Source organism: Bariatricus sp. HCP28S3_A7 (genome assembly GCF_052066375.1).
Classification (GTDB): Bacteria; Bacillota; Clostridia; order Lachnospirales; family Lachnospiraceae; genus Allocoprococcus.
This window is the reverse complement of record NZ_JBQHSG010000001.1, coordinates 182,629-196,607: the sequence shown is the minus strand read 5'-3', so window position 1 is coordinate 196,607 and position 13,979 is coordinate 182,629. Positions and strand designations below refer to the sequence as shown.

At 44.8% G+C, this 13,979-nt stretch carries 10 protein-coding genes; all 10 read right to left on the bottom strand.

Going from position 1 to position 13,979, the window contains the following annotated elements:
- Window positions 1-2: 2 nt before the first annotated feature.
- Window positions 3-578 (bottom strand): electron transport complex subunit RsxA, encoded by a 576-nt coding sequence (rsxA, locus tag ACTNA4_RS00955; RefSeq protein ID WP_427806368.1) that lies wholly within the window; start codon window positions 576-578, stop codon window positions 3-5.
- A gap of 12 nt (window positions 579-590) precedes the next feature.
- Window positions 591-1,292 carry an electron transport complex subunit RsxE gene (gene rsxE, locus ACTNA4_RS00950; protein WP_427806369.1) on the bottom strand — a complete coding sequence of 234 codons (702 nt, stop codon included), beginning with the start codon at window positions 1,290-1,292 and terminating at the stop codon, window positions 591-593.
- Window positions 1,285-1,887, bottom strand: a complete 603-nt coding sequence (locus ACTNA4_RS00945) for an RnfABCDGE type electron transport complex subunit G (protein ID WP_427806370.1) — start codon at window positions 1,885-1,887, stop codon at window positions 1,285-1,287. Before ACTNA4_RS00945 ends, rsxE begins: the two co-directional genes overlap by 8 nt.
- Window positions 1,887-2,858: an RnfABCDGE type electron transport complex subunit D gene (locus ACTNA4_RS00940; RefSeq protein WP_427819219.1), complete on the bottom strand. Its 972-nt coding sequence runs from the start codon at window positions 2,856-2,858 to the stop codon at window positions 1,887-1,889. The genes ACTNA4_RS00945 and ACTNA4_RS00940 overlap by 1 nt, the downstream gene beginning before the upstream one ends.
- 30 nt (window positions 2,859-2,888) lie before the next feature.
- On the bottom strand, window positions 2,889-4,208 hold the full coding sequence (rsxC, locus tag ACTNA4_RS00935; protein WP_427806372.1) for an electron transport complex subunit RsxC: 1,320 nt from the start codon (window positions 4,206-4,208) through the stop codon (window positions 2,889-2,891).
- Window positions 4,209-4,419: 211 nt separating this feature from the next.
- Window positions 4,420-5,508 (bottom strand): 30S ribosomal protein S1, encoded by a 1,089-nt coding sequence (gene rpsA / locus ACTNA4_RS00930; protein ID WP_427819218.1) that lies wholly within the window; start codon window positions 5,506-5,508, stop codon window positions 4,420-4,422.
- A complete protein-coding gene (gene ispH / locus ACTNA4_RS00925; protein WP_427806374.1) occupies window positions 5,489-6,364 on the bottom strand; it encodes a 4-hydroxy-3-methylbut-2-enyl diphosphate reductase in 876 nt (291 codons plus the stop codon). Before ispH ends, rpsA begins: the two co-directional genes overlap by 20 nt.
- A gap of 117 nt (window positions 6,365-6,481) precedes the next feature.
- On the bottom strand, window positions 6,482-7,639 hold the full coding sequence (locus tag ACTNA4_RS00920; RefSeq protein WP_441015961.1) for an NlpC/P60 family protein: 1,158 nt from the start codon (window positions 7,637-7,639) through the stop codon (window positions 6,482-6,484).
- Window positions 7,640-7,902: 263 nt separating this feature from the next.
- Entirely contained in the window at window positions 7,903-9,402 is a 1,500-nt protein-coding gene (locus ACTNA4_RS00915; protein ID WP_441015958.1) for a glutamate synthase subunit beta, read from the bottom strand.
- 12 nt (window positions 9,403-9,414) lie between these two features.
- Entirely contained in the window at window positions 9,415-13,950 is a 4,536-nt protein-coding gene (gene gltB, locus ACTNA4_RS00910) for a glutamate synthase large subunit (RefSeq protein WP_441028158.1), read from the bottom strand.
- Between the last annotated feature and the right edge of the window lie 29 nt (window positions 13,951-13,979).

The window sequence follows — 13,979 nt, the reverse complement described above, 5'->3', positions numbered from 1 at the left end:
TCCTATATGATTCCGGAGAATCCAAAGAACGCGATGGACATAAGTGCTGCCGTAAGCAGTACGATCGGTGTTCCCTGGAAAGACTCGCTGATATCATTGTATTCGATTTTCTCACGAACACCGGCCATGATGACGATGGCGATCGTGAATCCAAGTGCTGTTGCAAAACCATTTACCACACCTTCCAGAATGGTATATTCCTTCTGTACGTTCGTGAGTGCAACTCCAAGTACTGCACAGTTTGTTGTGATCAGCGGAAGATACACACCAAGTGCATTGTAAAGCGGAGGCATCGTTTTCTTCAGGAACATTTCTACAAACTGTACCAGTGCTGCGATGACAAGGATAAATACAATCGTCTGAAGGTATTCGAACCCTGTCGGCATCAAGATAAAACGGTAAATCAAACTGGTGATAAATGATGCAATCGTAATAACGAAGATAACGGCTCCTCCCATACCTGCAGCTGTCTCGATCTTCTTGGAAACTCCGAGGAACGGACAGATTCCCAGGAACTGGCTGAGGACTACGTTATTTACAAGTGCTGAACCAATCGCAATAATAAGTAATTCTTTCATCTCGTATTCCTCCTATTCTTTTTCCTGGCCTGTCGGGAAAACTTTTCCTTCACAGCCGCCGCATGACGCACATCCGCCTTCTGCACATCTCTGTGCTTTCGGAACTTCTTTGCCTTTTGCTGCCATCTTCTTCATGATCTTGCTGCGTGCTGCAACAAGGAACGCAAGTACCAGGAATGCACCAGGTGCAAGAATAAAGATGGTGACCGGCTCATAGAAACTCGGCATGATCTGGATTCCGAAGATTTTTCCGGATCCGATCAGTTCACGCACGATTGCGATACAGGTAAGACCAAATGTAAATCCAAGTCCCATTCCGATACCGTCAAAGATAGACGGAAGTACCGGATTCTTGGAAGCATAACTTTCTGCACGTCCCAGAATGATACAGTTTACTACGATCAGCGGGATATAGATTCCAAGCGAATCATACAGTGAAGGAACAAAGCCCTGCAGAAGGAACTGCACCATTGTTACAAATGATGCCACAATTACGATAAATGCAGGCATTCTGACTGAATCCGGAATTACTTTTCGGAGCATGGAAATCAGCATGTTCGAGAGTACCAGTACAACCGTAGTGGAAAGTCCCATTCCGATACCGTTGATCGCAGAAGTCGTTACCGCAAGTGTCGGACACATACCAAGCATCATGACGAAGGTCGGATTTTCTTTAATTAAACCATTATATAATCTTTCGGTACAACTATTCATTTCCACTACCTCCTAACGCATTCTGAAAATAACCAAGTGCTGTGTTGACTGCTCCGGTCACGGCACGGCTGGTGATCGTTGCACCACTGAGTGCATCAATCGGCTCATTCTCTCCGCCATCCTTGGCAACATAGAACTTGTCTGTCTTCTTCTCTGCATACTGATTATAGAATTCCGGCTCTGTCGCACGCATACCGAGACCTGCCGTCTCACCGATCGACAGAATGGAGATACCGTTCACGGTTCCGTCATTCATGATTCCAACAGAAATCTGAATATTTCCACCGTATCCGTCTTTATCTGTTGTAGTGATCACATATCCTGCTTCATCACCGCCCATTTTTGCCACATACACTTCATCGACCGTTGCATTGGTTCCCATGCTTTCTACCGCCTTCGCCGCCGCATCCGAATCAACTTCCACTTCTTCAAATGTATCTGCTTCCGGGAAAACCGTCTGGCAGGCTTCCTGCTTTGCATCAGCTTCTGCCTTTGCAATCGGATCTTTTGTTATTTCATATACCAGTCCGAGAGCCGTACCGGCAATCACGGTAATCGCGGTAAGGATCAATGTATTTTTTAATATTTTATTCATTATTTTTCTCCTCCTTTACCGAATGGTTTTGGAAGAGTAACTCTTTCAATCAGCGGAACCAAAAGGTTACTGAAGATGATCGCGTAGGATACGCCCTCTGCGGACCCTCCGAACAAACGGAAGATTCCGGTCAGAACACCAAGAATGATTCCATATACGATCTGTCCCTTCTTCGTAATCGGCGATGTCACGTAATCGGTTGCCATGAACCACGCTCCAAGCATCAGACCGCCGCCGCAGAGCTGTGCTGTCATGTAAGGAATGTTGAAAAATCCGATTCCATCAACAAATCCGCCGAAAATTCCAATGAATAATGCAAATGTCACGATATAAGTTCCCGGAATACGAAGATCGATAATTCCCATAAGAATCAGAATAATCGCGCCAATCATAATTGCGATCACAGAAGTCTCACCGATCGTTCCTCCGATCTTTCCAAGGAGCATATCCATGCTGTTCACTCCTGCCAGTGCACTGTTGCCTGCTTCCACATTTGCGCGGATAGCCGCAAGCGGTGTGGCACCTGAAATCCCGTCATATGTAAAGGATGTCATTCTGCCGGTAAAAGAAATCAGCAGGAAACATCTTGCAGCAAGTGCCGGGTTCATAAAGTTCTGTCCCAGTCCTCCAAACAGCTGCTTTACGACCAGGATTGCAAATACGCTTCCGAGAACTCCCATCCAAAGTGGTGCTGTCGGCGGAAGGTTCAGTGCAAGCAGAAGTCCTGTGACAACTGCACTGAAATCTTTGATCGTGATCGGTTTGTGCATTAGTTTCTCATAAATATATTCCGTAAGTACTGCTGCTGCTGTCGTCACGATCACAACAAGCCATTCATGTGTGTCACGGAAATTATAAATTCCAAAGGCGGTCGCCGGCAGAAGTGCGATTGCAACCCACATCATAATATTACTGGTCGTCGCTTTGGAACGAATATGTGGTGAAGATGAAATTTTCAATTGTTCACTCACTTTTGTTCACCTCTTCCTCTCTGTACTGTTCTATTTTTTCTTTTTATTTGCAAGTGCAGTCTTTCTCATGGAGCCGATTGCCTGCTTCAGATGGCGCTTTGCCGGACAGACATAACTGCATGAACCACATTCCACACATTCCAGTCCGTTCATCTTGACAAATCCTGCTTCATCATGACGTTCTGCAAGATCCGCAAGTCTGGACGGTATGATTCGGCTTGGGCAGGCCTCCACACATCTTCCACAGTTGATACATGCGGTCGCCGTACTTGCAGATACTTCGTCTTTGGAAAGACAGAGAATAGAAGACGATGTTTTCGTAATCGGTGTGTCAAGCGTATACATGGCAAATCCCATCATCGGTCCGCCGGAAATCACCTTTTCGCATCCTTCCTTCAATCCGCCTGCTGCTTCTACCAATTCTCTCTGATTGGTACCAAAAAGGACTTTATAATTACCCGGATTTGCAACGCCGTCACCACTCACGGTCACAACACGCTCCATAGACGGGATTCCCTTCACAACCGCGTTGTAAATACTGATGACAGTTTCTACATTGTCCACCACACATCCTGCGTCGGCCGGGAGCATCGTAGAGTTGATGGCGCGTCCAGTGGTTGCATAGATCAGCTGACGCTCTGCACCCTGCGGATATTTTGTCATCAATGTCTTTACTTCCATACGCGGTTCGTCTTTAACCAGTTCTTTGAGTTTTGCGATACAATCCGGTTTGTTATCTTCCACACCAAAAATACCTTTTGCATTGTCAAACAACTTGAGAATAACTTTCATGCCTTCTACCAGAAGTTCCGGAGTCTCCATCATCCTTCTGTAGTCTGCCGTGATATACGGTTCACATTCTGCACAGTTCGCTATGATGTAATCGATCTTGTCCGGTTCTTTCGGTGAGAGCTTCACACGGGTCGGGAATCCGGCCCCACCCATACCTACAATACCGGCATTCGCAATCATATTCAGAATCTCTTCTTTTGTCAGTTCTGAAAGTGGTTTTACCGGAGGATATTCCACCTCTTCATACTGACCATCATTTTCAATTACAATGCAATTCACTTTTGCACCGGTCGGGTTCACATGCGGCTCAATTGCTTTTACAGTTCCCGACACGGACGCATAAATCGGCGCAGATACAAATCCACCCGCTTCGGCAATCATCTGCCCTTTCAGGACATGATCGCCTTTTTTGACAATCGGGCTTGCCGGCGCCCCGATGTGCTGGGAAAGCGGATACACAAGATCGCCTTTCGGCAACAGTTCTACAATTTCCTTGTCCTTTGCAAGGCTTTTGCCGTCATTCGGATGAACTCCGCCTTTAAATGTCAAAAGTCCCATAATCAATTTCCTTCTTTCCTTATTTCTCCTTGTTGACTTGCTCTAACTATACCGAAAACTCAAGAACAATTCCAGTAAAATGCACAAATTTATTGTACATTTTGAGAAACATCTTGATGTTTTTTTAACATTTTATAGACGCAAAAAGAGACTGTTTCCAGTCTCTTTTTGTATAAAAATCCCATCATATTCACTTGAATTTTCTAAAATTCTATTCTTCAACCGGTGCTTCCGCTGCCTGCACTTCTGCATTCTCCAGTGCTTTCATGCTAAGGCTGATCTTCTTCTCAGCTTCATTCAAATCTACAACCTTAGCTGTAATCTCCTGACCAACAGAAAGAACATCAGACGGCTTCTCAACATGTGCTCTGGAAATCTGAGATACGTGAAGTAATGCATCTACACCAGGTGCCAGCTCTACAAATGCACCGAAATCAGTCATTCTTGCCACTTTTCCTGTCACTTCTTTGCCTACAGCATAATCTTCTGCTGCGTTTGCCCACGGATTGGTCTCCGGGAACTTCAGGCTGAGTGCGATCTTTGTATCGCGAATATCTTTCACAAGTACTTTCAGAGTCTCACCTACTGTAAATACTTTCTTCGGATTCTCAACTCTTCCCCATGACATTTCAGAAATATGAAGCAGTCCGTCCACTCCGCCGAGATCGATAAATGCGCCGAAGTCTGTCACGTTTTTAACAGTACCCTCAACCGTATCGCCAACTTTCAGCTTTGCAAAGAGCTCTTTCTGCTTCTCAGCCTTCTCTGCTACGAGCAATTGTCTTCTATCACCGATGATACGATTTCTTCTCGGATTGAACTCGCTGATCACAAACTCAATCTCCTGATCCTGATACTTTGATAAATCTTTCTCATAAGTATCTGACACAAGACTTGCAGGAATAAATACTCTTGCTTCATCTACAACAACACTTAATCCGCCGCCAAGGATCTGTGTAACGGTTGCTTTCAGAACTTCTTTGTTCTCGAATGCTTCTTTTAATCTTTCATTGCCCTTCTCAGCTGCAAGTCTCTTGTATGTAAGAAGAACCTGTCCTTCTCCATCATTTACTTTCAGCACTTTTACAGTCATTGTGTCTCCAACAGATACAACTGTTGTAAGGTCTAATCCTGACTCATTCGTGTATTCACTTCTGGTGATGATACCGTCGGCCTTGTATCCGATATTCAGAATAATCTCGTCCGGTTTCACATCGATTACAGTGCCATCTACAACCTCTCCATTATGAATTGTTTTAAATGATTCTTCTAACATTTGTTCAAAAGTTAATTCTGACATTATTTTGAACCTCCTCAATTATATTGTTGGGCGTGGATGCCCCTGCTGTAATACCTACTGTTTCCACGGACCTTAATTGATTCGTATCCAAATCGCCAAGTGTCTGTATATAGTACGTATTGTTACATGCTTTTTTGCATATTTCAAATAGCTTTTGGGTATTGGAACTATGCTTGTCACCAATTACAATCATAGCATCCACCTCTTCCGCAATGCTCCTGGCTTCTGTCTGACGCTCCTTCGTAGCATTGCAAATCGTATTTAAAACACTTATATCATAACCCTTTTCTGAAATAATTTCAACTAAATCTTTGAATTTATTGTAATTAAATGTCGTTTGTGCCACTACACAGACTTTCTGTCTACATGGTATCGCATTCCCACAAGAATTCAGCGAAAATTTTTGTGCTTCCTCCGCATTCTGAATCACGCTTACATTATCCTTAGCCCATCCGCGGATTCCCTGCACTTCCGGATGCTCTGGATCTCCGACAATCACAATATAGCTTCCTCTTTCACTTTCTTCTGATACAATTTTATGAATCCTTTTGACAAACGGACAGGTGGCATCCACATATGAAACTCCCCTCTTCTCCAGCATGTCACAAATTCTTTTGGGAACACCATGTGATCGTATGATTACAAGACCCTCTGTCAGTTTTTCCAGTTCTTCCTCACTTCGTATTACTTTTACCCCGCGTTCTTCCAAATCCTTCACAACTTCTTCATTATGGATAATCGGACCATATGTATATATCTGCTTTTCTGTTTCCAGTTCAAGCTGTTTATATACTGTTTCCACTGCCCGCTTTACCCCAAAACAGAAGCCGGCACTCTTCGCTGTTATTACTCTCATCTGACGATTTTCCTTTCTACATGAATTATTACAACTGCTTTTTCTCATATGCATGGTAACTAAAAATCCTGACAGATAGTTCTGCCAGGATTCCGACTCTTTTTTCTCAATGTTTTTTTACCAGTATCTTCTGTACCATGGATTTCCGTATACACTCTGGATTTTTACTACGTCTCCCGGTTCCGGTGCATGAATCATCTGACCGTTACCGATGTAGATTCCAACATGTCCGGAATAACATACAATATCACCCGGCAGCGGGCTGGAAACCGCTTTGCCGCCTGCCCCCTGATCACCTGATACTCTTGGAATCGAGATTCCAGCTACTCTGTGGCAATACTGGGTAAGTCCGGAACAGTCAAGGCCGACACCCGGGCTTGTCCCGCCCCACACATACGGCGTTCCAAGCTGGCTGTATGCCGCGTTCACGATTACCTGTGCCACACTGGTATCGCCCGTTCCGCCTCCGCTTGTACTGCTGCTTCCGCCATTGTTCGACGGGGTACTCGGCTTCGAAGTATTATTGTTACTATTATTGTTACTATTATTGTTACTATTATTATTGTTCGTATTATTATTACTGTTATTCTTGTTGCTGTTATTCTTCTCAGCAGCAGCTGCTGCTTCCGCCGCCTCACGTTCTTTGCGTGCCTTTTCTTCTGCTTCCTTAGCCGCAGCTTCTACTGCCGCCTGGAATTGCGCATCGAGATCTGCAACCTCTTCTTTCTTCTCTTCCAGAGTCGCATTCAAGGATTCCTTCTTAGCCGTAAATTCTTCCTGTGTCGCCTCGAGCTCCTTCTGCTCTTCTTCAAGCTGTTCCTTCAAATCAGCAATCTTTTCTTTTGTCTCAACATATTCATTGAGCTGATCTCTGTCATATTTATGTACATTCTGAATATACTCAGCCTGACTCAGCATCTCACCGATGCTTCCGGAAGTAAATATCTTCTCCAGCACTGTATTATTGCCTTCTTCGTACATATACTTGATACGAAGCTTCATGGCCTCATACTGTTCTTTCTCTTTTTCCTCAGCTTCCGCCAGATCTTCGGTCGCCTGTGTGATCTGTTCTCCGGTTGCAATCAGCTGGCGTTCCAGATCATTAATCTCTGTAAGCACTTCAGTCAACTGGCTCTGAAGAGAATTGACCTGACTCTGTACCGAATCTCTCTGTTCCTTAATCGTATCCGCATCCGGAGCAGCGCCCACGGTTGTTACAATACAAGAACTCACAACAAGCGATGCTACGAGTGTACGAAAAAATTTATTCTTCATATTGTTACCCACCTTATTCTATTAAAATCTAAAATTTATACCCCATACGAATTAAGCATACACTAAACGACACATATTTTCAAGGCTTTTCGTATCAGAGTATCTCAGTTTCTTAAAACTTCCTTAATTATTCTTTTAATCAAAACTATTATATAGCAGCTCTCAAAGATTTGCAATATTTTTTAACATTTATGTAACATTTTTATAAAGCATTTATATAAAGAAAAAGAGAGACCTGTTTTTACTCAAGTCTCTCTCCTATTTTATTGTACATAAAGATTCGTATATCGCATCAGATCCAGATCCACCTGGCAGGCCGCTTCGCGGCCTTCCCGGATTGCCCAGACAACCAGAGACTGCCCGCGATGCATATCTCCAGCTGTAAATACATTTTTCACATTCGTTTTGTATTCTCCCGGCTCAGTCTTGACATTCGTTCTTTCATTGACTTCGACGCCAAATGCTTTGGTTACGTAATCCTGGCTCCCCAGAAATCCTGCCGCGATCAGGACAAGATCTACTTCAACCGTGTATTCACTTCCTGCGACCTCCGCCATCATCATCCGCCCGGTCTTTTCATCTTTTTTGCTTTCCAGCTTTACAAGAACAGCTTTACAAAGATTTCCGTTTTTATCTTTAATAAATTCTTTGACTGTTGTCTGATAGATTCTCGGATCATTTCCCCAGACAGCTGCAGCCTCCTCCTGACCGTAATCCGTCTTGCAGATTCTCGGCCACTCCGGCCACGGATTACTCTCCGCTCTCTCATCCGGGAGTTTCGGCATCATCTCGACCTGAAGCACGGATTTGGCGCCATGGCGCACAGCAGTACCAACACAGTCATTTCCGGTATCCCCGCCGCCAATGACCATAACTTTCTTTCCCTTTGCAGAAATGTATTCTCCCTCTTTCAGCTTCATACCATGATTCCACAGGCATTTCGTTGTGGATTTCAGGAAATCTACAGCAAAATAAATTCCTTTTGCATCTCTTCCCGGCACTTTGATATCTCTTGGATTTGAAGCTCCACAGGCAAGTACAATGCGGTCATAATTTTTCAAAATCTCAGATGCTTTCACTGTTTTTCCCACATCGCATCCCGTTTTGAAAATGACGCCTTCCTCTTCCATCACTGCGACCTTTCGATCAATCACCTGCTTTTCCAGTTTCATATTCGGAATTCCATAACGAAGCAAACCGCCTATTTTATCTTCTCTTTCAAATACGGTAACGGTATGACCGCGACGGTTCAGCTGATCCGCAACCGCAAGTCCGGAAGGCCCCGAACCGATCACAGCCACCTTTTTCCCGGTACGTACTTTCGGCGGGCGCGCTTTTGCGTATCCCTTTTCATAGGCATTTTCAATGATTCCATATTCATTTGCTTTCGTAGTTACTGCATCTCCATGAAGGCCGCAGGTACATGCCGCCTCACAAAGTGCCGGACACACTCTGGATGTAAATTCCGGGAAATTATTGGTTTTCACCAATCGATAATATGCTTTCTCCCAGTTCCCGTGATAGATCAGATCATTCCATTCCGGCACCAGATTATGAAGCGGACATCCACTTGCCATCCCCATGATCATCTGCCCTGACTGGCAGAAAGGAACGCCGCATGACATGCATCTTGCTCCCTGAATTTCCTGTTCCTCCTTAGACAGAGGCGTGTGGAACTCACAAAAATGTTTGATTCTGCTCATCGGCGACTCACATTTCTGGTCGCATCTCTCATAATCCATAAATCCTGTTGCTTTTCCCACTGTTTTCGCCCCCTATCTTCCATTTTTAATCGCATAAAATGCTTCAATTTTTGCCTGTTCACTGCTGAATCCTTTTTCTTCCATCTGGAGAATCATAGTCAGCATCTTTTCATAATCATGTGGAATGACTTTCTTAAATTTCGGAAGATATTCTTTAAAATGCTCCAGAATCTTTCTTCCCATTTCCGAATTTGTATTTGCCACATGCTCCTCGATCATTTCCTTGAGTTCAGAAACATCTGCTTTCGAGGTAATATGCTCAATATTTACCATCTCTTTATTTACTTTGGTGTAAAGGTCACTGTTTTCATCCAATACATATGCCACACCACCGCTCATGCCGGCCGCAAAATTCTTTCCGGTCTGTCCAAGAATCACCACACGTCCGCCGGTCATGTATTCACATCCATGATCACCGACACCTTCTACCACTGCAGTTGCACCGGAATTTCTTACGCAGAAACGTTCTCCCGCAAGTCCGTTTATAAATGCTTTTCCACTGGTGGCACCATAAAGTGCAACGTTACCTATTATAATATTCTCATTTGCCTTGAACTTCGCTTCCTTCGGTGGATAAACGATCAGTTTACCTCCGGACAGCCCTTTTCCAAAATAATCATTACTGTCACCAGTCAACTGAAGCGTCAGCCCTGACGGTATAAATGCGCCAAATGACTGTCCGCCGGCTCCGTGACACTTGATTACATAACTGTCTTCCGGGAGTCCCTCCGGATAACGTCTGGTGATCTCTGAGCCAAAAATGGTTCCAAAGGTACGGTTTACATTGGACACTTCAAGTTCCAGGGTTCTCTTTTCCTTCTTTTCCAGAGACGGCAGAAGTTCTTTTACAAGCACCTTCATATCCATCGTCTTTTCCAGTTCAAAGTCGTACTTTTTCTTCGGATTGAAGATCATGCCGCTTTTTTCTTTCGCGTATGGATTGTAAAGGATCCTTGACAGATCCAGCGTAGCCGCACGCGCAGAAGTGGGAACGTCTCTTACTTTCAGGAGATCGGTGCGTCCTACCAGTTCATCTACTTTACGCACTCCCAGTTTTGCCATGTATTCCCGAAGCTCTTCCGCGATGAAACGCATGAAATTGATCACATACTCCGGCTTTCCTGCGAATCGTTTCCGCAACTCCGGATTCTGGGTTGCAATGCCGACCGGACAGGTATCCAGGTTACATACTCTCATCATAACGCATCCCATTGTTACCAGCGGTGCCGTTGCAAATCCGAATTCTTCAGCACCAAGAAGTGCTGCGATCGCCACATCACGCCCGCTCATTAATTTTCCGTCTGTCTCAATCCGTACACGTTCACGAAGACCGTTCTGGATCAGGGTCTGATGTGTTTCTGCGAGTCCCAGTTCCCACGGAAGTCCTGCATTATGGATGGAACTTCTCGGCGCCGCTCCGGTTCCTCCGTCATATCCGGAAATCAGGATCAGCCCTGCTCCCGCTTTTGCAACGCCGGCAGCGACCGTACCTACCCCTGCTTCGGATACCAGTTTTACAGAAATTCTCGCATCCTTATTGGCATTTTTACAGTCATAAATAAGCTGTGCCAGATCCTCGATGGAATATATATCATGATGCGGCGGCGGTGAGATCAGTCCCACTCCCGGTGTAGAATGCCTGGTTTTGGCAATCCACGGATATACTTTTCCACCCGGAAGATGTCCGCCTTCTCCAGGTTTTGCCCCCTGTGCCATCTTGATCTGAATTTCTTTGGCGCTGACCAGATAACGGGAAGTTACACCGAACCTTCCACTTGCGACCTGCTTGATTGCAGAACATTTATCGCTGTCCAGACGTTCGATATCTTCTCCGCCTTCTCCACTGTTTGATTTACCATGAAGAGCGTTCATAGCAAGTGCCAGCGTCTCATGTGCTTCTTTGGAAATGGATCCATAGGACATCGCACCGGTCTTAAAGCGCTTCACGATTTCATCCACACTTTCTACTTCTTCCAGCGGAACTCCTTTCTTTGGGAAATTAAAATCCATCTGTCCACGTAAGGTGATACCACGTGACTCTTCGTCTACCATTTCTGTATACTGCTTGAACATCTGATAGTCTCCACGTTTTGTGGACTGCTGCAGCATATGAATCGTGCGTGGATTATACAGATGCTTCTCCCCTCCGCTCTTGGATTTATGCTGTCCTACACTGTTCAGAGTCAGATCTACATCCAGCCCCAATGGATCAAATGCAGCAAAGTGTCTTGCCATATAATCCTGCGCGATTTCTTCAATTCCGATACCGCCCACACGGCTGACAGTTCCGGTAAAATATTTATCAATGAACTGCGACTTCAGACCGATTGCCTCAAAGATCATAGATCCCTGGTAAGACTGGATCGTAGAGATTCCCATCTTAGACGCAATCTTGATAATACCGCTGATCACTGCCTCATTATAATCATTTACCGCAGCATAATAATCTTTCTGAAGCATTCCTTCGTCAATCAGCTGGCGGATCGATTCATGGGCAAGATACGGATTGATTGCAGAGGCTCCATAACCCAGCAGGGTTGCAAAATGATGTACCTCTCTCGGCTCACCGGTTTCCATGATTACAGCAACACTCGTACGCTTCTTAGTACGCACCAGATGCTGATGCACTGCGGAAGTAGCCAAAAGTGAAGGCATAGCAATATGGTATTCATCTACACCACGATCACTTAAGATCAGGATATTCGCGCCGTCACGGATTGCACGATCCACCTGGATAAACAAATAATCAATCGCTTTTTCCAGGCTGGAATTTTTAAAATACGTGGTCGAGATTTCCACCACTTTAAAGCCTTCCACTTTCATATTTTTAATTTTCAGAAGATCCGTATTTGTGAGGATCGGATCATTGATCTTCAGGACATGACAGTTTTCTTCCTTCTCTTCCAGAAGGTTCCCGTCCCTGCCGACATAGACGCTGGTTGATGTCACTACTTTTTCGCGGATCGCATCAATCGGCGGATTGGTTACCTGTGCAAAAATCTGTTTAAAATATCCAAACAAGGACTGATGTTTCTCGGAGAGGACTGCCAGTGGTGCATCAATTCCCATTGCACCGATACTTTCACTTCCGTTTTTCGCCATATTCAGCACAGAAGAATTTACTTCTTCATAAGAATATCCAAATGCTTTCTGAAGCTTCTGGCATTCTTCTTTCGTATATTCCGGAACCTTCAGATTTGGAATCTTCAGATCTTTCAGACAAACAAGATTATTGTCAAGCCATTCACCATAAGGCTGTGATGCTGCATATCCTTCTTTCAGTTCATCGTCATCGATCACTTTACCCTGAACCGTATCTACAAGTAGCATTTTACCAGGATGGATTCGCTCCTTGACTACGATCTTCTCCGGCGGGATATCCAGCACGCCAACTTCAGAAGAAAGGATCAGCGTATCATCATCGGTGATATAGTATCGGGATGGTCTAAGTCCATTTCTATCCAAAACCGCACCCATACAGTCTCCATCGGAGAAAAGGATCGATGCAGGTCCGTCCCAAGGTTCCATCATCGTCGCATAATATTGATAAAAATCCTTCTTTTTCTGAGACATCGTTCGGTTGTTCGCCCATGGCTCCGGAATCGAGATCATAACCGCAAGCGGGAGAGGCATCCCGCTCATTACCATGAACTCCAAAGCGTTATCTAACATGGCAGAATCTGATCCCGCAATATTGATCGCAGGAAGAACCTTATAGAGCTCTCCTTTGAGGTATTCAGATTCCATATTTTCTTCTCTGGCGCGCATCTTATCTGCATTTCCACGTATCGTGTTGATCTCTCCGTTATGCACTATGAATCGGTTCGGATGTGCCCGCTCCCAGCTCGGATTCGTATTGGTACTGAAACGGGAATGTACCACCGCGATCGCAGATTCATAATCCGGATCCTGAAGATCTTCAAAGAATCGCCGCAGCTGTTTGACCAGGAACATTCCTTTGTAGACGATCGTCCTGCTGGAAAGGGATGCCACATATGTATCATCACTGCTCTGCTCAAACACACGCCTTACCACATACAGACGGCGGTCAAAGTCCAGACCTTTCTCAATCTTCTCCGGGCGCTCAATGAACCCCTGCATAATGCACGGCATACACTCAACTGCCTTTTTCCCGAGAATTTCCTGATGAATCGGGACCTCTCTCCATCCAAGAAACTTCAGGCCTTCTCTTCTTGCAATGACTTCAAAAATATTCTTTGCCTGGTTTCTCTTCAGTTCATCCTGAGGGAAGAAAAACATACCTACACCATAATCTCTCTCAGAACCTAAAAAGATGCCGAGGGGTTCACAGACCTTGGAGAAAAACTTATGTGAAATCTGTAACAGAATTCCAACTCCGTCTCCGGTCTTCCCTTCGGCATCCTTGCCAGCTCTATGTTCTAGGTTTTCAACTATCTTCAGCGCATTGGCGACTGTCTCATAGCTTTTCCTTCCCTTGATATTCACAACTGCTCCAATTCCGCAGTTGTCATGCTCAAAATCCGGGCTGTACAAACCATCCTGCATATTCATTTTTTGACTACTCATATATCCTGCCCTTTCTGAAATCATGTTAC